This is a genomic window from Granulicatella sp. HMSC31F03 (genome assembly GCF_001807725.1).
Taxonomy (GTDB): Bacteria; Bacillota; Bacilli; order Lactobacillales; family Aerococcaceae; genus Granulicatella; species Granulicatella adiacens.
In genome coordinates, this window is record NZ_KV790844.1 from 1 (window position 1) to 22,040 (window position 22,040).

Below are 22,040 nucleotides of genomic sequence, written 5' to 3' on the forward strand. Positions count from 1 at the left end.
TCATTGCTGGTAATTCTGTTTTGTCTGTTGGTTCTTTCGTTGTCGGGTCAATAAACTTCACTGGATTAGAATCACTGACCACCATCGGAACCTTTTGTTCAGCTCCATTTTGTTGTTTAAACGTAATCGTTTCAGATTGAACTTGACCTTGTTTTCCTGTTGTTGTCTTATCTTCAGCAATTGGTTGAACAGGTAATACCGTTGGAATGTACTTCACTCCAGCAAGGACTCTACCTGTATTTGCTTCAACTACTTGGACTACAATTGGTTCTGGTGTCCCTCTAAAATCTTTATTTGGCGTAAACTTCACTTTTCCAGTTGTAGGTTCAATTTCGTATGTTCCAACTACTTGTCCATCTTTCATCGCAGGTGCACTATTTCCAATAGGGTTTCCTGTCTTAGGATCTACAATTTGCATTGGATTTTCACTAGAAGGAGTAACTGGACCAGCTGCATTCATGAATTTCAAGGTTTTATCATGTTCTAACCCTTGCAACTCTTCTGAAGTGGCAGCGTCTGAAAGTGGAATCACCTTAGGAATGTAGCGACCATCCATTGTATTCGCTTGGTCGCTAATCGTTGCAGCGGAATTATCTTTCGTATTCCAGCCTGAATCAACTCCATTATTGTCATGACGACGAATCGTAATTCCTTTACCAACTCCAACAAATCCAGCTTCAGGCACAAATTCAACTACAACATCTTTCCCTGTACCTGTAACTTTATATTTACCTTCACCAGAAACTGCATAATAACCTTCTGAATCAAGCGTCACTTTATTTCCATTTTCATCTACGATATATGGAGCAACGGTTTCATCGATAACAGCATCTTCTGTTTTTGAATATCTTTGTTTTCCTTGGGCAGTGAATTCAACGGTTCCTTTTTGAGTAACCCCTTGAACTCCTTCTGTCTCTGTCTTACTACCTTTTGGTGGGAAAATAACTTGTGTTTCAAAATCTTCAACTTCTCCGGACATAGACATTCCAGTTGGACTTTCAATATCTGGCGCATGTGTTGAAATACGAACACGTACCCCAAGTTTATGCAATTCTAAATCATTTAAAACGGGTCCGTTATTAAACGTTAAAACTGCATTTCCATCTGAAGTAATCGTTGTTTTTTCAGAGCGTTCATTTTCATCAAATTTTCCATTACGGTTGAAATCAATCCATCCGTAAAGATAAGCTTCTGGGCTTCCACCCGTATGTGCTTGAACAGTTAACGTATAGTTTCCAGGACGAGTACGTTCGATAGAAATCATGTCATTGGTTTTATTTTTTAACTCTGCTGGCAAGATTTGATTAATGCCTTCGTCTCCTGAACCATCTTTATCGTCCCCTTTCCAGTCAGAACGATCTAGATTTTCATCCATATCTGGGCGAGTATCCCCTAAATATGGTTGATTTACTTTTGCTCCAGTAACTCCATTCACTTGGTTAACTGCGTGTGTCGCAAGACCATATGATTCCGGAGCATCACTTTCATCAAACGGTAAGAATCCAATCATCGCTGCTTGTTTCCCTGCAGCCATGACATAAATTCCAACTTCTGAAGCTCCTCGAGTCATTACAAGCGGTACTGAAAACGGACCTGCAGAATAGTTTGAACCAAACACTCCTGTTCCTAAACCACCTGTCTTCAAATCAGGACTTCCAAAGTACTTCCAGGCAACTGTTTTACCTTTTGACCCTACGCCCTCAGCATTTAAGATTTGACTTGCATTTTGACCAGGTAAATTTACCCCATCCACATTTACAGGCTTTCTGCCGTTATAATTTTTAGCTGGATCAAAAGTATCCTTTGTATTTTGTGGGACGTAAGTACGAGTATTTGGAACTCCTTTTTTAGGCCACTCACCAACATGTTGCCACCCTGTTCCGTTTGTAGTAAACATTACTAATTCCCCAGGGTTTGCTGATTCTGCATCGGCCATAACGATAGATGGTTTTACTGGTTTACCGTTGTATGTCCCAGAAATCTCAAATTGAATACCAAAATTCCCACCATCAAATTCGGAAGTGATAACTGTTTTCTTTTTCCCAGTATCAATCCCTTCTTTACGAATCTCTGTCCATTCATTTTGTGCTTCAGCGATAACTTTTGCTTCTGCACCTGCTTGATAAGCTGCTCTTCCTTTTGGATTACCACTAGAACTAATATATCCATTTTTGGCATTTGGATCATAAGTAGCTTTTTCTTCAGGAGTAGCTCCTTGACTCTCCATACGTTTTCTATAGATTTCTGTTGCTTGGAAAGGTCTTAAAGACTTAATTGTTAATTTAACCTTATAACCCGGCATTATTTCTTTCGTATAGGTTGCTCCGACTTGAAGTGCTAATTTACCATCAGCAGTTCTAGTTGCGCCAGTCCAGTTTGCAGTATCCCCAAAATCCAACCAAGAAACTTGTTTTAAAACTTGGTCCGCTAAGATTTGTGGAGTTAAACCTGGTTTTTCTACTTTTGGCTCAGAAGTAGCATCGACAACGTCATCACCAATTTTTTCACTAGAAGTCGCTGGTGTTTCACGTTTTGAACGCGTACGAGGTTTATTTTCTGGTGCTACGGTTGTTTCTTCTTTTACTTCAGCAGCAGCCGTTGTTTCTTCAGCTTTGTCAGGTAATGCTGCTTCTTTTTCAGAAGTTTCTTTCTTTGTTTTCTCATTTTCCTCTTTTGGTTGAGAAGTTGTTGTTGTCGTTTCAGCAGTCGGCTCTACTTTTTGTGTAGCTTCTTTTACAGTCTTTTCTGCTTCAGTCGAGTCTTTTTTCGGACTTTCTTTAGCAGCTTCTTGTGTCGAAACCGATGCACTTTCGACAGTATCCGCATGTACTATTGTTTGACCTTGTACGAACATAAATCCTAAGGCAACAGCAACAGAAGCTGTCCCTACGGATAATTTTTTAATCGCGTATCGAGTTACTTTTGAACGTTTTTTACGCTCATTCATTTGAACATTCTTTGAACTAAACATATCCTTCCTCTTTCTTTTCTCTATCTTTTTTATATTGTGAAATTTATTGATAACATCCCTTTTTTCACCACTACCTAACCACAGATTTTATCATACAATACATCATTTTCCAACTATGAAAACTCATAATTTGTTTGTGAATTATGATCTTTTCTCATTCATTTTCCTATCTAAAAATTTATGATTGAAAATATGAATAAAATAAAACAGCATTATTTATTTTCAGAAAATAAACAATGCTGTTCTATGCTTGATTTTATTTGATTTTTCTATCTACGACGGCCTCTTTTGGAATTTGTTTTCAAAAATTTTCTAAGGACGTAAAACACAAGTACAATCCCAAAAAAGAATACCCAAAACAGAAGTGGAAGTTTCTTTATAAAATAAACAGTCTTATTCCAAATAATTTTAGGAATCCATTGACTAGCCTCAGTTGTTGTTTCTTCATAAGTAGATTCAACAGCTTCATCTGGCTCTTTCTCAACAGAAAAAGTTAATTCCTGTTCATAAATCGTCCCTTGAGGTGTTGCAACTTTTAACTGATTCCCCTCAATTTGATAGGTTGCAGTCTTTCCTTTTTCAGTAAAAACCTTCACTGCATGATCTAATTTCACTTTTTGGCCTTGAATGGTTTGAATCCCAGGATTGAATAAAGTTTGTGCCTCATATTGCTTTAAAACATAACTCAATAAAGCATTTCCGATTTTATGACGATTATACTCTCCAGCAGCACTAGTCCACTCACTCACACCTAAAACGATGTCTAATAGTTCCACTCCGTCTTTTTGATAAATCCCAATATAGTTAAATCCATCTCTTTCACTAGTTCCCGTTTTTAAACCAATAATACCAGGATACGCTAATAAATCCCCTTGAACCGAATGATTGGTGTTTTTAATCGTTTGTGCATACGGTGTTCCACTCATAACCGTAAGAGTACTATTTCTCGTATACTGAGTGATTTCTGGGTGCGATTTATATAATGCTATCACCATTTTGGCTAGGTCTCTAGCGGTCGTTTGGTTGGGTTGATTCATTGAATGTCTTTTAACTGTATAATGACCTTGGAAATCTTCCGCCACCGCACCAGTAGCACCTTCGAATTTGGTATTCGTCATTCCTAATTCTTTGGCCTTTTGATTCATTAAGTCTACAAATTCATCCGAATTATCATTTACCAGATGTGACAAAAGAATCGTAGCCGCATTAGAAGAAGGAAGGAGTGCCATTTTTACAAGTTCCTCCACTGGATACTCGACTCCAGCAGTTAGCGGAACATTACTTAAGGCTGTTATTTTAGAAATAGCCTCATCTGTTGCGGTTGGGACAACTTTATCACTTAAACTTATTTTCCCTTCTTTAATCGCATCATAAACGATAAAAATCGTCATTAATTTACTTAAGCTAGCAGGATCTACCGCTTTATCAGGATTTTCCTGCCATAATATTTCACCATTCGCTATACTCACAACTAGTGAAGCTTTCAGTGTATCTGAAGAGCTAATCTCATACCCTTCATCTTTAACTACTTTTAAAATAGATTCTTGTGCGTTCACTGTGGATATTGTACCGATAACTCCCATCATCAATAAAAACAAGACGCAAACTAATTTGATTATTTTTTTCATTATTTTTCCCCTTAAAACATCTCCTCTCATTTTATTGAATTCTCCCTCTTTTTGCAATAAAACTTAATACAAATCTAAATCATTTTTCTAAACTTAAGAACTCCTCTTAAAATGATACAGTTATTCTTATAATTATTAAGTGTAACCGAAAGCTCAATATGTTTTAAAAACTCTATAAGAAGCAGATAATTTATCCCTGCACTTCTCCATTTACAAGGGTGTTGAAGTTTGGATATGAATACACCAATAAACTTATTTCACAAAACTGATTCCTAAATTACCATATTTGGTAATCAAAAATACGAAGTGATTTCGGAGTCTATAGTGGTAACAATAGCGACCACAACTGATGTGAATTAGGGAATCTTCGAAATTTATTTCGTAGAGTCCCTTTGAAGCTCAACCCCAGACTCAATCGGTGAGGAGCACATACTCTGTCCAAGCTCCGGTTCATTTGCGAGGCCGATAAAAACATGGATGTGTCCGTCAAATGGGCCTATTTTCAATAAACATGTTCCTAATGCACCCAACTTTTTACTGTAAATCACAAAGAGCCTCGGATACCAATAATCATAAGAATAACGTGCGTAATCAATGTGAATTACACTCTCTTGAAAATTCATTTTCTAGAGAGTGTTTGAAGCTTGGTAGCCTCAAGACCTCGGCTTGAGGCGGTACAGTTATTCTTATAATTATTGAACGTAGCCGAAGGCTCTATGTGTTTTACCTTTGCGTCAACAAAAAACAGGCTCCTTTTCAGGAACCTGTTTGGATAGAAATTACATCCATTTTGAATAGTCTTCATCATCCATCGCTTCAACACTACCGAGTAAGTACCCATTCCCAACTTGCGAGAAGAAGTCATGGTTACTTGTACCGGTTGAAATTCCGTTCATCACGATTGGATCCACATCTTCAGCAGTATCCGGGAACAATGGATCAAACCCTAAGTTTTGAAGTGCCTTATTCGCATTATAACGAATGAACACTTTCACCTTTTCAGTCCAACCAACTTGGTCATAGATAGATTGTGTATACTTCACTTCGTTTTGGTATAGTTCCAAGCATAAGTTGTATACCCACATCTTCATTTCTTCTTGTTCTTGTTCTGACAATTCGTTGTACCCTTGTTGGAACTTATAACCTGTATACGTTCCGTGAACTGACTCGTCACGAATGATTAACTTGATGATTTCAGCTACGTTTGCAAGCTTGTTGTTTCCTAAGTAATAAAGTGGTGTAAAGAATCCACTATAGAATAGGAATGTTTCAAGCATTGTAGAAGCAACTTTCATCTTCAAAGCGTCTTTACTTTGGTAGATTTCGTTAATCTTTTTCGCTTTGAATTGTAAGAATTCATTATTATTTGTCCATTCGAAAATATCTTCGATTTCTGCTTTAGTATGCAAAGTACTGAAGATGGTTGAGTAACTTTTCGCGTGAACAGATTCCATGAATTGAATGTTATTCCATACTGCTTCTTCGTGTTGCGTGCGCACGTAATCTTTCATTAAGCTTGCACCTTCTTCTGATTGAAGCGTATCTAATAATGTTAATCCACCGAATACTTTACCTACTACATCTTTTTCAGCAGGTGATAAAGTTCTCCAGTCGTCTAAGTCGTTTGATACTGGAATACGTGTATCTAACCAGAATTGCTCTGTTAGTTTTTCCCAAGTTAATTTATCGATCATGTCTTCAACTTGGTTCCAGTCAATCGCTTTATAGTACTCTACTGGTTGTGTAGAATTTTGAGAAAGAATCTCATTAAAATATCGTTTTGTACTCATGAGCTTTTGTCCTTTCTTTCGTATTCCCATTAAATGCTACAGCTTTCGCAAGCATTACTTCCGATTTCGTCGTTGTTTTCTGTAAATGTACGTACATAGTAGATAGACTTGATGCCTTTATTCCACGCGTAGTTACGTAAAATATTTAAGTCACGTGTGGTCATCTTGTTTGTACGTCCTTCTTTCCATTCATATAATCCTTCAGGAAGTTCTGAACGCATGAAGAGTGTCAAGCTCATTCCTTGGTCGATATGTTTTTGCGCTGCTGCATATACGTCGATGACTTTACGCATATCGATATCGTATGCTGATTGGTAGAATGGTAAAGTGTCATTTGATAAGAATGGAGCTGGGTAATAAGTCTTACCAGTCTTCTTCTCTTGACGTTCTTCAATTAAACGAGTGATTGGATGTAATGAAGCACTTGTTTCGTTTACGTAGCTGATTGAACCTGTTGGTGCAATTGCTAAACGGTTTTGGTGATATAATCCACCGCTCATTACGTCTTCTTTTAATTGTTTCCAATCTTCTGCAGTTGGAATTGGAAGTTTTTCAAAGATTTTCTTCACTTTATCAGATTGAACTTGTACATCCTCAGCAATGTAACTATCGAAGTATTCACCTGTTGCGTATTTAGAACGTTCAAAGCCAACGAATGATTTACCGCGTTCTTTGGCAATCTTGTTACTTGCTTTCAATGTGTAGAAGTTCAACATTCTGAAGTATAAATCAGTTGCTTCGATAGACTCAGGTGAGCCGTATTCCATTTGGTTTAATGCAAAGAATGTGTGTAATCCCATCGCTCCAAGACCGATAGTATGTGCTTTGCTGTTTCCGTTTTTAACCGTTGGAACCGCATCAATACTTGAGTGATCTGTTACGAAAGTTAACGCACGAACCGCTACATCTACAGAACGTTCGAAGTCAGGAGATTTCATTAAGTTCACGATATTTGTTGAACCTAAGTTACAGCTAATATCCGTTCCTAAGTGTTCATACTCTTGAGCGTTGTTAATCACTGAAGGTTCTTGCACTTGTAGGATTTCAGAACATAAATTACTCATGATAATCTTCCCATCGATTGGGTTTACACGGTTTGCTGTATCGATGTTCACCACATATGGATATCCAGATTCTTGTTGTAATTTACTAATTTCGTTTTCTAAGTCACGTGCACGTAATTTAGATTTACGGATTTCAGGGTTGTTCACCATGTTGTCATATTCTTTAGTGATGTCCACATATGAGAATGGTACACCGTAAATACGTTCCACATCGTATGGGCTGAATAAGTACATAATGTCGTCGTTTTTAATTAATTCGTAGAATTTATCTGGAACAACTAATCCAAGTGATAATGTCTTCACACGCACTTTTTCGTCCGCGTTTTCTTTTTTCGTAGATAAGAACGATACGATATCTGGGTGGAATACATTTAAGTAAACCGCACCGGCACCGTTACGTTGACCTAATTGGTTAGAGTAACTGAAACTATCTTCTAATAATTTCATAATTGGAACAACACCGCTTGATGCATTCTCAATTTTCTTGATTGGGTCACCTGCTGCACGAACGTTAGACAAGCTTACTCCTACTCCTCCCCCAATTCTTGATAATTGGAGAGCTGAGTTGATGGTACGACCGATACTGTTCATATCGTCTGTTGTTTGAATTAAGAAGCATGAAACGAGTTCCCCACGACGTTTTCTTCCGGCATTCAAGAATGTTGGTGTTGCTGGTTGGTAACGTTGTGTAATCATTTCTTCTGCTAAATCATGTGCTAATTGCTCATCGCCATCCGCTAAGAAAAGAGCGTTAAATACAATACGATCTTCAAAACGTTCTAAGTAACGTTGACCGTCATTTGTCTTCATTGCATATTGTTTGTGGAACTTAAATGCGGACATAAATGAACGGAAACGGAATTTTTTCTTGTACGTTTCTTTCATTAATTTCTTAACGAATTTACGGTTGTATTTTCCTAAAAATTCTGCTTCTAAATAATCGTGTTCGATTAAGTAATCGAGTTTTTCATCTAATGTATAGAAGAAAACTGTATTTGGGTTTACGTGTTCTAAGAAGAATGCACGAACCGCTTCACGATCTTTATGCAATGGAATTTTCCCATCAACTGGACGGTTTAACTCATTGTTTAATGCGAAGTATGTAACTTCTTGAGTCTTGTTCATTAATTTTGGACTATCCAATCTCTCTCACCTTTTCTATTAGTATTTGTACATCTTTATCTGTACCTTGGTTTTCAAAACGATGAAGTAAAGGAACATCATATCTTCTCGCTAACTCTTTGGAATTCGAACAAAAACTCGTGTTAAAATTGCGATTCCCTGAACCAGCAACTCCCATTAACAGCTTTCTGTTCTCTTCAAAATCAATAAATTCGTAAAAAAAATTCGCCACTTGATCTCCATAAGTTGGTGTAATGACGATATAAGGCTCTTTCATTTGTAATGTAGGATTTTTCTTAGAAATTTCAATAAAATCCCAACCCAATTTTTTTACGAATTGTCTTGTTTTTCCAGTTAGTGATAAATAAACGACTTTCACAATATCTCCATTCCGAAATAGAAATACAAGAAAATGCATTCCAATCTCACTTGAAACTCACGAAGTTAATTATATCTAGTCTAGTTCCTTTTTGCAATTTTTTTACAACATTTTGTATCATTCTTTTTAGGCAACACAAAATATAGTTAGTGAAATCGGTGTTTTTCGACATTTAGTATTATTCTTATTCGAATCATTGACAGATTCAGTCGACGATTGTAGACTAAAAAAGAAAGGAGTTCTAATTTATGTCTGAATTTCAACCAATGAGCCCTTCGGAACGCCAAGTCATGCGCGTATTATGGGCAAACCCAAGTAGTACAAGTGGATTTATTATCGAACAACTGCAGAAATCATTCCCTTGGAGCGAATCAACCGTCAAAACACTGATTATTCGCCTAACGAAGAAAGGCTATATTCAAATCGATAATCGAAAGAAACCTTTCCACTATTCTGCAACGATTTTGGAAAAAGAGCAACTCGACCAAGAGACAGATGCACTTCTTGAACAAGTGTGCCACAAACAAAATGGGAATTTACTACACACTCTAATCAATAAAGCCACCTTAAGCCAAGATGACATTCAAATATTAGTGAATGCCTTAAAAGAAAAAGCGGCCACCGCTCCTACTTCTGTTGCATGTAACTGCCTACCTGGGCAATGTAATTGCCATCACCATCACTAACATAAAAACCTATTGCTTACAGTCATAATGACTTTAAACAATAGGTTATTTTTATTTTCAATTTATTCCAATTTGCACTATTTAAAATTCTCGCTAAATGACTATGAATCTTACGGATTTAATAGTAACAGTAATGGGAAGGATATTAAAACGAATAAGAGGGAGTTAGGAATTTATTCCTTACTCCCTCTTTGAGGCTTTAAAGGTGCAAGACCAAGGCTTGCACCGGTATCCCATTACAGCTACTATTCCTATATCCGTCATAGATTCATAGTCATTGCCAACTACGATTTCAAATAGTCCTTCGCATCTTTAAAGAAGCTTGCAATAATCATAATGATAATAATCCCAATTGGGAAGGCTGCAATAATGGCTACCGACTGAAGATTATACATTGAATTTTCAGAGAAAATCAATGCGATTGGGAATAAAATCAGTACTAATGACCAAAACATACGAACACGCTTATCACTATCATGCGTATGCGTTAATTCTTTATAAGAATAAGCAGAAACTACGAGTGTTAATGCATCGAACGTCGTCGCGTAGAAAGCAATCATTGTAACAGCCAGAAGTAGCAATCCAATATTCGCTAATGGCATTGTCTCAAAAATTTTAAGAATGGCTGCAGCATAATCCGCATTTGTATTTAAAATTCCTGTAATATCTAAGCCATGCTTTAATTGTTGCGCAAGTCCGTAGTTCCCAAGAATAATAAATGCTGTAAATGTTCCTGCGATTCCCCATGCATATCCACCTAGAACCGTATTTTTAACAGTACGGCCTTTTGAAATACTACCGATAAAGAATGGCGTCGCTACACACCATACCATCCAATAAGACCAGTAGTAAATCGTCCATTTTTGAGGGAAACTTGTCTCGCGAAGTGGATCTAACCATGTGGACATTCCGATAAAGTTTTGAACAAGATTTCCAATTGCGCTAAATCCTGTTTCAAGAATATAAACTGTCTCTCCTCCTAGGAATAGGAAATAAGCGAGAAGTGCAAAGAATAAGTATGTACAAATGGCTGCTAATTTTGAGACAGCTTCCATTCCTAACATAACAGTGCTTGTATAAACTACTGCAATTAACAATAATACAACAATCGTAATTAGTTTCGAATTTTGAATTCCAAACACTTGGCTCATAGCCGCTGAAAGAAGTGGGGTCGCTAGTGAGAACGTTGTTGCTGTTCCTGCAATTAATGCAAAGATAGCGATTAAGTCAATGACTTTTCCCATCCATCCGTCTACTTTATCTCCTAAAAGAGGACGACAAGCTTCTGAGAATTTTTGTTTTTCTACTTTTCGATTATGTAACATAAATCCAAAAGCGACGGCTAACATAATGTAGAATCCCCAGGCAATAGGTCCCCAGTGGAATAATGGGAATGTCGAAGCCCATTTTTGGATGCTACCAAGCTCTCCAAGATAAGACTCTTGTGCATAGAGTGCCCACTCAATCATTGCATAGAACACAATATCTGCTGCCATCGTAGAAGTAAAAATCATCACTCCCCATTGGAAATTTGAATATTCTACTTTAGATTCATTCCCACCTAATACGATACGTCCATATTTAGAGAAAGCTACATACATACTACACAGGAATACACCAACTCCTAACATGGCATAATAAATACTGAATTGGTCTCCTAAAAACCCTCGAACTCCTTCAAGTACTGCAGAACTAGAATCCGGGAATATCAAAAATAATAGTCCTAGAAATAATACTCCAAATAATGGTACTAGTGTAGCAATCCAGTCAATTTCATCTCTTAACGATTTTTTCTCCAATTCATTATTCATAATGAGCCTCCTCTAATAAAGTTTGATACGATGCATCCATTGTTACCAATTCTTCCAAGCTATCGATTTCTACGATATCTCCCTGTTGTATTGGGTAGATACCCATTTGATATTCTGTGGGGTAACAAAACATCGCTACATCATCCCAATAAATGTCATGATGTTTCTTTTCTTCAAACTCGATTTCCAAATGATGTTTTAACTTTTGTCCGTCTTCTTTCGTCCAACGAGAAATGCTATATAATTGCCATCCCTTTTCTCCACCAGTACGACTACAGCTGGTAACTACTCCATCTGTATTCACTTGCATGAGCCACTCTTGCGTCCCGTTTTCTACTGGAATACATGCGTAACCTGAGCGAGTGAACTCTGGATGTAAAATCTCACTGTTAAAAATTAACTGATCTCCATCTAAAATAATGGCTTCTTCTAGATGACCTCTGACAACATAAAGAGAAGAAATATTGTTGGCAATATCAAAATAAGGATTTTCTACAATGGTAATATTTGGATAATCTGCTTTTAACTCAGAAAATTTTTCCTTTAAATAACCGACAACCACGTAAATCTCTTGAATTCCTTGTTCATATAAGGCATCGATTACCGTCTCAATCATTCTTTTCCCATTTACTTTTACTAATGGTTTTGGGATTTCATTAGTTATTGGACGCATTCGTGTCCCTTTTCCCGCAGCCATTATAATTGCTCGTTTAATCGTATGTGTCATTATTTTTCCTCTTTTGCTAATTCTTCTTGCACAATGCGATAGAAGTCTTTGGCATAACGATATTGCATGAGTGAATATTCACCAAAATCAACACCTAGTGTGCGTTTATATTCGCACCAGTTGCTCCAAAGCATTCCGCTAACGGCCATATACGCATAAATTTTAATACGCGTCATCTTTTCGCATTTTCCTTCAAAATAAAGGTCCATTAATTCGTCTGCTTGTTTACGGTCATATCCAGCGTAAATACAAAACATTGCAATATCGATATGTGGATCTTGCATACCTGCATATTCCCAGTCAATCAGTCGAATATCTCCTTCTTTCGTGAAAAGAAAATTATCGTAGACTGAATCTATATGGCTTAGAACTGGCTCCTTTTTATATTTTTCTACAAAACTCTTTAAGCTTAATATTTCATTTTGCGTTTTTTCATGATCTTTATAGTAAGACGCTTGACCGTTCCATAAACTTTGATAAAACACGATTTGTTTAAATGGATCAAATGTATGAGCGACTTTCAGTTTAGACGCATGGAACTCACGAAGTTTTGCTATACAACGTTTCAAATCTTCTTTATTTTCACTATCACAAGAGCGTGCTCCATCTAGATAGGCTGTAATCTTATATCCATTCTCAGGATTCATATATACAACATCGTCACAGATTTTTTTGCCTTCTAACACGCGGTATACATCAGCTTCTTCCTTACGATTGATGAGATAATCCGTTCCTTCTCCTGGAATACGCATAATGTATTTTTGTTCTTTACAAGTAAATAAGAAGCTACGATTCGTCATTCCTTTTTTTAATACTTCAATATTTACTATTTCCTCTAAAGGTACTCCTAATGCTTTTGAAATGTTGATTAAAGCATCTGTTTCTAAATGACTGGAGGAATGGTCGATTTCACGTAACTGCTCGTAAGTATTAATTTCAGCAATCTTTTTATCATCAATCATTTTTGGATATACAATGTACTTTTTATCTTTATCCTCTAAAGTAACTTCCCAGAAAGATTTTTCATGCCTTTTTTCTTCAGCAGCTATATTTAATTGCTTGGTCACCACTTTAGCTTCTTTTTCAGCAAGATAGCAAATTCCGTATGGGCGGTTTCCTTTTCTTCTTTTCTCACTCGTGATGATTTCTTGCTTTTTATTCACTCTAAAATAGCTTTGTTCCACTTCCTCATGTCCCATTAAATACCAAGAGTATAATTCATCCTCTTCAAAGGGATTCTCCTCACACCACAAGTCACAAGGGACAATATACGTGTTTCCTAAGATTCCAGCAACTCGTTGTAATGAATAAAAATTATTTTTCGTAGCATAATCTGGATTCACTGCTAATTTTACTTGAAAATCATCGATTAAATACTCGTACTGTTCTTTCATAAAGCCTACGACCACAGTGATATCTGATACTCCCACTTCTTGTAATTGTTTAATCAATCGCTCAATAAGTGGTTCATTTTTGACTTCTAGAAGTCCTTTTGGCGTTTCTGTATTGATGGGAACCATTCGCATCCCAAAGCCAGCTGCCAAGATTACTGCATTTTTAGGTTTATTTTTTTTGAATAGCGTTTTTGCCTTACTAGTCATTCGAAATTCTTCATCAACTAGCTTTAATTCTCTTAATTTTTTAATTTCACGATTCACCAGTCCCAGAGAATAACCTGATAAATCTGCCAATTCTCGTTGATTATGAATAGCGTTCTTTTTGATTAATTTCAACAAATCTAAATTAACTTTGTTCATAAAATTCACCTCTTTTGTTTTCGTGAACAAAAACAGTATACTATGTATTCAATGAAGGTACAAGCCTTTTAAAGTAAAAAAATCCTTAAATACAAAAAAAGATGAGCAAATGCTCATCTTTTTACGCTATAAAATCAATATTGAGTCTCATGGATAAGATACCTGCCTCACTCTTTAAGTAAAACCCATATTTATCCACACTATAATCGACTACATTTTTCTGGTCAAACATCATTTCATAGCGACTAGAGACATAAACTTTTTCCCAAATTAGTCTCTAATAACTTGTCGAACTTTCGATGTAAAGTAGACTCCTCTTCTTTCTTTAAAATGACTAAATGATACTTCTCATTAACTTGGCAATGACACCCTCCGCCTTCGTCGTAGAAAGGACTATCTCCATCAGCATAATCCATAACGAAAAAAACATCTGTTAATCCTTTTTCATTCATTAATTTTAATAGTTTATCTTTAGCTGTTTCACTAAAACTAATTTCCATTGCTTCCTCTCTTTCTATCGAAAAAGGAGACCTCCTTTGGGTCCCCTTCTAAATTGATTATTGTTGTTCTTCTTCAGTAAGGTGCTCAGTTCTTTTAGCACGTTTTTCGATAATTGAATCAATTGTCGGTGGTGTCACTTCAATTTGTGAAGGTGTATTTAACACCATATCCCACTCTTCATTTTTAATCATTTCTAATTGTGTTTGACTTAAGATTTGAAGACGTTGACGGAAAATACGTGTTTCCTTCTTAATTGCGTCTGTTTCACGATTAATTTGAGTCGCTTTTTCAGCTGCCTCTTTTAATAATTCTTCCGCAGTTTTTTCTGCTTCAAAAATAATGATTTCCGCATCTTTACGTGCATTTTCACGTAGTCTATCTGCTGCTTCTTGAGCTACGATAATAGATTTATTCAAAGTTTCTTGAATAGAAGTAAAGTATTCTACTTTTTCTTCATTAAATTTCACGCGTTTTTCTAAATCTTTATTTTCACGAATTAAATGTTCTAATTCTTTTTTTACTTCATCCAAAAACTCATTAACTTCTTCTGGATCGAAGCCTTTGAATTTTGTTGAAAAATCTTTGTTATGAATATCGTTTGGTGTAATTGACATGAATAACTCCCCTTTATTTTTTATTTTTTTCTAATAGACCAAGTTCGATTTTAATTTTATCTTTTTTGGTTCGTCCTTCAATTTTTTGAATTTGAAGACGTCCATATCCACGTATGGATACAATATCTAAAATTTCAAGCATAAAGTCTGGGCGATTCTCTTCTGTCCAGTTCACCTTTACTTTACCACTTTCAATCATTTCTTTTGAACGCTGTCTTGACACATTAAATACGGAAGCAATCACTGTATCTAAACGAAGAGAACTTACAACTGTTTGAATATTTGTCCAATGATCCACTGGTACAATTAATTTCGTATAGTCGACTTCTTCAAGCCTTACAGCAACTTTCCCAATTTTTTCTAGCTGTTGTTTGATATATTCTTTCATATTTTGTGCACAGAATAATTGCCAGTCTTCTCCGTTAGAAATAATATCGCCAATCAGACTACGGTCAAACCCAAGGCTCATCAGTGACCCAAGAATCTTACCATGCCCCAGTGTTGCGAATTTCTTCGGATATTGAATATGAAAAAGAGCATTTTCGAAATCCTCTAAAGTTGGCTCATAATAATCCGGACAAATCATACAGCGTTTTCGTTCAGCATCAATATACCCGCCATCAAAGTAGTAACGAACATCATCATACTGACCCACGATTGCCTCCACAATAAACTGTTGGCGTGGATCAAGATAATTCGTCAATACAGGCGCGTACTGCAAACGTACTTCTTCTACCCATTCTTCCACTTGCTTTAGAAAAGAGATTTCCTCTTTTCTAAAATGTTGCTCAACTCCACTGCCCATAATTCTTCACCTTATTAAAAAATCAAACGTATTAAACTAACAATTAATAAATTAACGAAAAATACAACAACGATTGAAGTCAATAATGCTAAACTATAATTCCCAATTCTTACATTCTTAAATAGACTTACAAAAGGTCTACACACATTATCAAGAAAATCCTCAACAAACGTTGGAAGATAGAGATTCCAATAAATATTCAATCCATATAATATTAAAAATAATGTATAATAAGTTGCTATAAGAGTAATCCCTGAAATAAATTCATTTGCCATAATATTCCTCCTTTAAAACTCAGGACGTCGAAAAACATCTCCTGCTTCCTCGTCAAAGTTTCCTTGTACTTGAAAATTCGCTGGTGAGCAGATAAAAATTTCATCTCTTACTTTTTGAACATCACCATTAATAGCATACGCCACTCCAACTACAAAATCAATGACACGTTTTGCATCTTTTGGTTCCATCCGTTTAAAGTTGATGAGTACTGCTTCCCCTTTTAAGAGAGCATCTGCTATACGTTCCGCTTCTGAATATACGCTAGGTTCCATCACAGAAATTTTAGATGTTTTCTTTACTCCTGGGCTTTGGAAAGGAACGACATTCGAAGAGTTCGTTCTAGAACGAACTGGAGTCTGACTATTATCCTCAGTCTCTTCCACATATTCAAATTGATCATCTTCTTCATAATAATCATCTTCAGGACTTAAAAAGTTTTTTACACGATTCATGAATCCCATTATTCTTCCTCCGTTTCAAACCAGCTTGTGCCAATTCGAATATATGTTGCGCCACACTGGATAGCGATTGGAAAATCTCCACTCATTCCCATACTTAACTGGAGCGGTTGTGATAGGTTTTCCTTTTCTTCAATCTTTTTAGCTAATTGTGCTAAACGCGAAAAAAAGAAGCGAATTTCTTCATCGCTTGCTTTATAAGGCGCCATCGTCATTAGTCCAACAATATGAATTTTTTCATACTGCTTACTCTCCGTATAAGCGTCAAAAGCCTCTTCAGGTGAAAAACCATGTTTCGTTTCCTCACCAGAGACATTTATTTCTAACAGACAGTCCAAAGGTTTCTCGAGACGTTTATCAATCTCACTCATAATAGAGAGTCTATCAAGAGCATGAAATAAATCAATTCGATTAATAACTTGTTTTACTTTACGCTTTTGCAAAGGACCGATTAAATGCCAGAAAATATCCTCTTCGGGAAATTGTTCCTGCCGTTCAAGTAGTTTTTCAACACGATTCTCCGCAAAATGTCGAAAACCCAAATCATACATCTCTTGAACTTCTTCTTGAGAGCGATTTTTTGTCACAACAATAGGACAAACTTCCGTAGATAGTCTATGAACTTGGTTACAAGAAGATGCAACCAAGTTCATAATACGACTTACATTCTGTTTAATGATACTCATTAATTTCTATTTCTTTTTCTGAAAAATGGCGGAGTATCTAATCCATCATTTTCAGCTTGTTTTGGCTCAGAAGGAGCCTCTACAAAATTGCTTTGCGCAAATGGTGAATCTGCATCAGTTGATGAAGAAGTATCACGCACTGTAGTTTCACGACGGATATCCCAGTCACCAAACAAGTCTTTTTCTGCTTTCTTTTCTTCAACAACTTGTGGTTTTGAAGGTACTTGTTTCTCTTGGAAAGTTTGAGGGTTATTCCCTAAATCTTTACGAGTTGAAGTACTGCTTGTAAATGGAGAACGGTTAGCGCGAGTTACTGACTTTTTTTCGTGTTTACGCTCCTCGTCAATTCCTGTTGCGATAACAGTAACAATGACTTCATCTCCTAGGTTTTCATTGATTGAAGTACCGAAGATAATGTTTACTTCACTTGTTGAAGCTGCTGCAACGATATCAGAAGCGTCTTGTGCTTCAAATAATGTTAAGTCTGCACCACCAGTGATGTTTAATAGGATTTGTTCTGCTCCATCGATAGATACTTCTAATAATGGTGAAGAAATAGCTTTCTTCGTAGCTTCTGCCGTACGGTTTTCACCACTAGCAACACCAATCCCCATTAATGCTGAACCTTGATCTTTCATCACTGTCTTCACATCAGCGAAGTCCAAGTTAACGTAACCAGGTGCAGTAATTAAATCAGAGATTCCTTGTACCCCTTGACGTAATACATTATCAGCTTCACGGAAAGCTTCTAACATAGGAGTCTTTTTATCAACGATTTCTAATAAGCGGTTATTTGAAATCGTTACTAATGTATCTACGTTTGCTTTTAATTGTGCAACACCTTCTGCAGCGAAGCGACCACGTTTTGGTCCTTCAAAGCTAAATGGACGTGTAACAACCCCCACTGTTAATGCGCCTAACTCTTTCGCAATACGAGCAACAACTGGTGCAGCACCTGTACCAGTACCTCCACCCATACCAGCAGTAACGAAGATTAAGTCTGCGCCAACTAAAGCTTCGCGAATTTGTTCTTCACTTTCTTCTGCAGCTTTTAGACCGATATCAGGTAATGATCCAGCCCCTAAACCTTTTGTTAATTTTGGTCCTAATTGAATTTTAGTTTCAGCTTCTGAGTTTCTTAAAGCTTGAGTATCAGTGTTTGCTACGATGAACTCTACACCTTGTACTCCTTCTGCAATCATACGGTTAACAGCGTTGTTACCAGCACCACCAACACCAATGACTTTAATAACTGCGCCATCTAAATTTGTATCGAATTCGAAATCCATTATATTTCCTCCTTGGTTCTCTTCTTAATTTTCGTCAATAAACATTTTAAAGAAGTTCTTCACTTTTGCTCCAAACCCTTGTTCTTCACCACTTGCTTCTTGTTCAACATCTTGTGGTTGTTGAACTGGAGCTGTTGGTTGAACTTGTACAGGTGCACTTTTTGGAGTGCTTTGTACTGGACGTTGTTCTACACCAGGTTTCCCTTTTTGTGCGATACGGTGAACATCATCTAAGCTTGCAGCATATTGAATTAACCCCATACTAGTTGCATAAATAGGATTTCTCATTCCCATTTGCTCAGGAATATAAGTTTTCACTTGTACTCCAAAAATTTCTTGTGCTAACTCTTGAACTCCTGCAAGTGAAGAAGCTCCACCCGTTAACACGATTCCTCCTGGAAGTTTTAATGCTTCCACTTGGTCTAGAGCACGTTTTACCGTTTCAAAAGTTTGAACGACACGAGCTTCAATAATTTCTGATAAGTAATGTTCATCTACTTTTATTGGATCTTTCTTTCCAATCGTTTCAACTGGGAAAAATTCATCTGCACTCGTTTCTGATGAGATTGCATATCCATATTCACGTTTAATGCGTTCAGCATTTTCAAAGCTTGCATTCAAGATGATTGAGATGTCTTTTGATACGAAATCTCCACCCTCTTGATCCACAAATGAAAATTTCAACTGATTGTCATGCATAACAGAAGCACTAGTTTGTCCACCACCCATGTCAATTAAAATTGTTCCAAATTCTCTTTCACCTGGAGTTAATGCTACTTGACTAATCGCTAATGGTTGAATCACCATTTCTTCAATATTTAATCCGGCTTTGTCAATACAACGTTTAATATTATGAACAATCGTCTTAGGTCCTGTAATCATGCTCGCAAATAATTCTAAGCGAACGCCAATCATTCCACGAGGATCTTTAATCCCGTCAAATCCATCCACGATGAACTCTTCTGGAATAACAGAAATAATTTCGCGTTCAGGTGCAACTGAACGAACTTTTGCAGCGGAAATCACATTATATACATCCACATCTGTAATTTCTCTATTTTCACTTGATACAGCAATCATTCCATGACAAGGTTCGATTGAAATTTGATTACTTGGAATTCCAACGATAACGTCCTTGATTTGAATATTTGATTTTTGTTCTGCTTGTCGTACTGCTTTTCGAATGGATTCAACTGTTTCATCAATATCTACGATGACTCCACGGCTCAATCCTTCTGATTTTTCATTGCCGACTCCAATAATATTTAATTGTCCTCTGACATACTCAGCTACTACAACTTTTATTGAAGTGGTTCCAATATCTAAACTCACATAAATTCCCTGATTTTTCACGTTTATTGAAACCTCCTATACGATTATTCATAATTCATTTTTTAATGTTAATTTTGTTAGTGATACTCCTTATATTTTAACACAATTACGTTCACTACAAAAAACATATGAGCGAGTTTTAAGACTTTTTTATCGAATCGTTGTATCCGGTGTAAAGTATATTCCCACTTCCATATCAACGGTTCCCTTTTTACCATTCAACTGTTTTGCAATTGATGGATAATACACTAATTTATCCCCAATATCCTTCAAATTTCCGATGACTCGATTTCCATCTTTCATCTTCAAATAAATTTTTTGGTGATTTTTAATATCGTTTGGATATTGAATTTCTTTTATCTCTCGAATAATACTACTAGAAACTTTTTCTAATTGTTTCGCTAGAGTTTTATATTGAGTTTCTTCAGTAAAATCTACTAATTCTGGATATTCTTCTGTAGAAAGAGTTGCTTCCACTTCGATTGTTTGACCATCAGCAAGAAGTTCAAATGTTTTCTCTTCCGTTTTAAAATAACCAATAGCAGGATTTTCTTCAATATTCAAACGTATTTTATTCCATGCTACTAGTTCAATAGAAGCATCTTTAATTTTTGGACTGGCAGCTTTTAAAAGTGTTGCGGTACGTGTACGATTGGCTAAAATCGTCCAAATACTTTGCCCTTTGACAATTCCATCTTTCTCTTGAACTAGTTCAGCAGGAACTTGGCTTAATCCTACTACCTCAATCTCAGAAACTTTTGATAGTGGAGAAATAAAATAAATACTCCAAGCTAAACACACAATAAAAATTCCTTTTAACAGTGTTGCATTCGTAATTCCTTTTGATTCAGGCTTTTTCTTTTTAGGTTTGGGTTCTCTTTTTGGAGGTCGTACATCCTCTTTTGGAACTGTCTCTTCTACTCTAGAAGTAGGTGAGTTTTGCTGCGCTAACTCCCAAGGTGTTAATTCACGCGGAGGAGCTTTTTTTGGTGTCTTTCGATTAAACATATTCTCCTCCTTCTATCTTTATTTCACTAGAGAATGAATAATTGTTTCAAGTCTCGTTGAAGCATCGGTAATACCCAAAGCTTTGGAATTGCTGGCCATTTGTAGACGTTTTGGTTCATCTTCCATTATACGATCAATTTCTGCAACTAAACTTTGTCCATTTAAATCTTTCTCTAAAATCATAGTCGCTGCATCTTTTTCTACTAATGACATTGCATTGGCTTCTTGGTGATTTTCAGTCACATACGGACTTGGAATTAAAACGCTTGGTAATCCTAGAGCTGTTAATTCAATCAATGTTGTTGCTCCACTACGACAAACTACTAAATCTGTGTTTTGGAACATTTGCACCATATTATTAATATATGGTAAAACTGTGACATTTTGCAATGGTTTTTTCAAACTTGTAATATGATTGTTGATTTTGTCATAATGCACTTGCCCGGTCACCATGACCACTTGATAATCTTTTGCTTCTAATTCCTCTAAAGCTTCTAAGAATGATTCGTTCATTCGTAATGAGCCTCGGCTTCCCCCAAAGATTAATACAATCGGTTTTTCTTTTTTGATTCCAAGTAAATCTAGATAAGCATCATCACGAACAGCATTTGCTAGCTCTTGTCCACGAGGATTTCCTGTCATGACAACTTTATCTTCGTATTTTGCAAAATCTTTACGAACCGCATCGAAGCAAATTGCAATCTTAGACACTTTTCTTGCTAAGAATTTATTGGTGATTCCTGCTAAACTGTTTTGCTCATGAATAATCGTTGGAATTCCCATGTTTGCTGCTGCGTATAATACTGGCGCGCATACATATCCTCCAGTACCAATTACAATATCTGGTTTGAACTCTTTTACGATTTCTTTTGCTTTAAAATAGCTTGTACAGAAATACCATAATGTCTTAAAGTTTTCTAACGATAATGAACGAACGATTCCTTGAATCTTAATCGTTTTAAAATCATATCCCGCTTTTGGAACGATGGTACTTTCTAATCCGCGTTCAGTCCCTACATAAAGAAACTCTGTTGAAGGGTCCTGTTCTTTCAAATAATTCATTAAGGAAAGTGCTGGATAAATATGTCCACCCGTTCCTCCTCCTGAAACTAATACTCTCATCTTTTTTCTCCTAT

20 protein-coding genes are annotated in these 22,040 nt (G+C 36.3%); 1 reads left to right on the plus strand and 19 read right to left on the minus strand.

The window, feature by feature from the left end:
* The 5 genes from HMPREF3106_RS01215 to nrdI form a co-directional block, all read right to left on the minus strand.
* Positions 1-2,971 (minus strand): CshA/CshB family fibrillar adhesin-related protein (locus HMPREF3106_RS01215; RefSeq protein ID WP_148129385.1); only part of this gene is annotated, 2,971 nt, incomplete at its 3' end.
* A 269-nt stretch (positions 2,972-3,240) separates the two neighbouring features.
* Positions 3,241-4,599 carry a serine hydrolase gene (locus HMPREF3106_RS01220; RefSeq protein WP_070443875.1) on the minus strand — a complete coding sequence of 453 codons (1,359 nt, stop codon included), beginning with the start codon at positions 4,597-4,599 and terminating at the stop codon, positions 3,241-3,243.
* Positions 4,600-5,378: 779 nt separating this feature from the next.
* Positions 5,379-6,389: a class 1b ribonucleoside-diphosphate reductase subunit beta gene (gene nrdF, locus HMPREF3106_RS01225; RefSeq protein WP_070443878.1), complete on the minus strand. Its 1,011-nt coding sequence runs from the start codon at positions 6,387-6,389 to the stop codon at positions 5,379-5,381.
* Between the two features lie 29 nt (positions 6,390-6,418).
* Positions 6,419-8,578, minus strand: a complete 2,160-nt coding sequence (nrdE, locus tag HMPREF3106_RS01230) for a class 1b ribonucleoside-diphosphate reductase subunit alpha (protein ID WP_070443908.1) — start codon at positions 8,576-8,578, stop codon at positions 6,419-6,421.
* A gap of 10 nt (positions 8,579-8,588) precedes the next feature.
* A complete protein-coding gene (gene nrdI / locus HMPREF3106_RS01235) occupies positions 8,589-8,954 on the minus strand; it encodes a class Ib ribonucleoside-diphosphate reductase assembly flavoprotein NrdI (protein ID WP_039848917.1) in 366 nt (121 codons plus the stop codon).
* Between the two features lie 248 nt (positions 8,955-9,202).
* On the opposite strand from nrdI, the gene HMPREF3106_RS01240 reads away from it, so the two are divergent.
* The gene (locus HMPREF3106_RS01240) at positions 9,203-9,640 is read left to right on the plus strand and encodes a CopY/TcrY family copper transport repressor (RefSeq protein ID WP_070443881.1); all 438 of its coding nucleotides are present in this window, start codon (positions 9,203-9,205) and stop codon (positions 9,638-9,640) included.
* 284 nt (positions 9,641-9,924) lie between these two features.
* On the opposite strand, the gene HMPREF3106_RS01245 is transcribed toward HMPREF3106_RS01240, so the two are convergent.
* From HMPREF3106_RS01245 to murG, 14 genes are all read right to left on the minus strand, one after another.
* The gene (locus HMPREF3106_RS01245) at positions 9,925-11,451 is read right to left on the minus strand and encodes a BCCT family transporter (RefSeq protein WP_005605955.1); all 1,527 of its coding nucleotides are present in this window, start codon (positions 11,449-11,451) and stop codon (positions 9,925-9,927) included.
* Positions 11,444-12,178 (minus strand): sugar phosphate nucleotidyltransferase, encoded by a 735-nt coding sequence (locus tag HMPREF3106_RS01250; RefSeq protein WP_070443884.1) that lies wholly within the window; start codon positions 12,176-12,178, stop codon positions 11,444-11,446. The genes HMPREF3106_RS01245 and HMPREF3106_RS01250 overlap by 8 nt, the downstream gene beginning before the upstream one ends.
* Entirely contained in the window at positions 12,178-13,935 is a 1,758-nt protein-coding gene (locus HMPREF3106_RS01255; RefSeq protein WP_070443887.1) for a phosphotransferase, read from the minus strand. The genes HMPREF3106_RS01250 and HMPREF3106_RS01255 overlap by 1 nt, the downstream gene beginning before the upstream one ends.
* 121 nt (positions 13,936-14,056) lie before the next feature.
* A complete protein-coding gene (locus HMPREF3106_RS09735) occupies positions 14,057-14,170 on the minus strand; it encodes an iron-sulfur cluster assembly accessory protein (RefSeq protein WP_083281562.1) in 114 nt (37 codons plus the stop codon).
* A gap of 10 nt (positions 14,171-14,180) precedes the next feature.
* Entirely contained in the window at positions 14,181-14,435 is a 255-nt protein-coding gene (locus HMPREF3106_RS01260; protein ID WP_083281563.1) for an iron-sulfur cluster biosynthesis family protein, read from the minus strand.
* A gap of 57 nt (positions 14,436-14,492) precedes the next feature.
* Positions 14,493-15,050, minus strand: coding sequence for a DivIVA domain-containing protein (locus HMPREF3106_RS01265; RefSeq protein WP_005605962.1), 558 nt, complete (start codon positions 15,048-15,050; stop codon positions 14,493-14,495).
* A 13-nt stretch (positions 15,051-15,063) separates the two neighbouring features.
* Positions 15,064-15,855 carry a YlmH family RNA-binding protein gene (locus HMPREF3106_RS01270; protein WP_070443890.1) on the minus strand — a complete coding sequence of 264 codons (792 nt, stop codon included), beginning with the start codon at positions 15,853-15,855 and terminating at the stop codon, positions 15,064-15,066.
* A gap of 14 nt (positions 15,856-15,869) precedes the next feature.
* Entirely contained in the window at positions 15,870-16,130 is a 261-nt protein-coding gene (locus HMPREF3106_RS01275) for a hypothetical protein (protein ID WP_070443893.1), read from the minus strand.
* Positions 16,131-16,142: 12 nt separating this feature from the next.
* Positions 16,143-16,592 (minus strand): cell division protein SepF, encoded by a 450-nt coding sequence (locus tag HMPREF3106_RS01280; RefSeq protein ID WP_070443896.1) that lies wholly within the window; start codon positions 16,590-16,592, stop codon positions 16,143-16,145.
* A complete protein-coding gene (locus HMPREF3106_RS01285) occupies positions 16,592-17,275 on the minus strand; it encodes a YggS family pyridoxal phosphate-dependent enzyme (protein WP_070443899.1) in 684 nt (227 codons plus the stop codon). The genes HMPREF3106_RS01280 and HMPREF3106_RS01285 overlap by 1 nt, the downstream gene beginning before the upstream one ends.
* A complete protein-coding gene (ftsZ, locus tag HMPREF3106_RS01290; protein ID WP_005605971.1) occupies positions 17,275-18,564 on the minus strand; it encodes a cell division protein FtsZ in 1,290 nt (429 codons plus the stop codon). The genes HMPREF3106_RS01285 and ftsZ overlap by 1 nt, the downstream gene beginning before the upstream one ends.
* 24 nt (positions 18,565-18,588) lie before the next feature.
* Positions 18,589-19,917, minus strand: coding sequence for a cell division protein FtsA (gene ftsA / locus HMPREF3106_RS01295; RefSeq protein ID WP_005605973.1), 1,329 nt, complete (start codon positions 19,915-19,917; stop codon positions 18,589-18,591).
* 129 nt (positions 19,918-20,046) lie between these two features.
* Entirely contained in the window at positions 20,047-20,904 is an 858-nt protein-coding gene (locus HMPREF3106_RS01300) for a cell division protein FtsQ/DivIB (RefSeq protein WP_005605974.1), read from the minus strand.
* An 18-nt stretch (positions 20,905-20,922) separates the two neighbouring features.
* Positions 20,923-22,026 carry an undecaprenyldiphospho-muramoylpentapeptide beta-N-acetylglucosaminyltransferase gene (gene murG / locus HMPREF3106_RS01305; RefSeq protein ID WP_005605976.1) on the minus strand — a complete coding sequence of 368 codons (1,104 nt, stop codon included), beginning with the start codon at positions 22,024-22,026 and terminating at the stop codon, positions 20,923-20,925.
* Between the last annotated feature and the right edge of the window lie 14 nt (positions 22,027-22,040).

Excerpts from the sequence above, each read along its gene's own strand:
- murG (WP_005605976.1), bottom strand. The coding sequence starts at position 22,026 with ATGAGAGTATTAGTTTCAGGAGGAGGAACGGGTGGACATATTTATCCA.
- HMPREF3106_RS01220 (WP_070443875.1), bottom strand. The coding sequence starts at position 4,599 with ATGAAAAAAATAATCAAATTAGTTTGCGTCTTGTTTTTATTGATGATG.
- nrdE (WP_070443908.1), bottom strand. The coding sequence starts at position 8,578 with ATGAACAAGACTCAAGAAGTTACATACTTCGCATTAAACAATGAGTTA.
- HMPREF3106_RS09735 (WP_083281562.1), bottom strand. The coding sequence starts at position 14,170 with ATGATGTTTGACCAGAAAAATGTAGTCGATTATAGTGTGGATAAATAT.
- HMPREF3106_RS01300 (WP_005605974.1), bottom strand. The coding sequence starts at position 20,904 with ATGTTTAATCGAAAGACACCAAAAAAAGCTCCTCCGCGTGAATTAACA.
- HMPREF3106_RS01270 (WP_070443890.1), bottom strand. The coding sequence starts at position 15,855 with ATGGGCAGTGGAGTTGAGCAACATTTTAGAAAAGAGGAAATCTCTTTT.
- HMPREF3106_RS01265 (WP_005605962.1), bottom strand. The coding sequence starts at position 15,050 with ATGTCAATTACACCAAACGATATTCATAACAAAGATTTTTCAACAAAA.
- HMPREF3106_RS01280 (WP_070443896.1), bottom strand. The coding sequence starts at position 16,592 with ATGGGATTCATGAATCGTGTAAAAAACTTTTTAAGTCCTGAAGATGAT.
- HMPREF3106_RS01255 (WP_070443887.1), bottom strand. The coding sequence starts at position 13,935 with ATGAACAAAGTTAATTTAGATTTGTTGAAATTAATCAAAAAGAACGCT.
- nrdF (WP_070443878.1), bottom strand. The coding sequence starts at position 6,389 with ATGAGTACAAAACGATATTTTAATGAGATTCTTTCTCAAAATTCTACA.
- HMPREF3106_RS01260 (WP_083281563.1), bottom strand. The coding sequence starts at position 14,435 with ATGGAAATTAGTTTTAGTGAAACAGCTAAAGATAAACTATTAAAATTA.
- HMPREF3106_RS01250 (WP_070443884.1), bottom strand. The coding sequence starts at position 12,178 with ATGACACATACGATTAAACGAGCAATTATAATGGCTGCGGGAAAAGGG.
- ftsZ (WP_005605971.1), bottom strand. The coding sequence starts at position 18,564 with ATGGATTTCGAATTCGATACAAATTTAGATGGCGCAGTTATTAAAGTC.
- HMPREF3106_RS01285 (WP_070443899.1), bottom strand. The coding sequence starts at position 17,275 with ATGAGTATCATTAAACAGAATGTAAGTCGTATTATGAACTTGGTTGCA.
- HMPREF3106_RS01240 (WP_070443881.1), top strand. The coding sequence starts at position 9,203 with ATGTCTGAATTTCAACCAATGAGCCCTTCGGAACGCCAAGTCATGCGC.
- HMPREF3106_RS01245 (WP_005605955.1), bottom strand. The coding sequence starts at position 11,451 with ATGAATAATGAATTGGAGAAAAAATCGTTAAGAGATGAAATTGACTGG.
- HMPREF3106_RS01275 (WP_070443893.1), bottom strand. The coding sequence starts at position 16,130 with ATGGCAAATGAATTTATTTCAGGGATTACTCTTATAGCAACTTATTAT.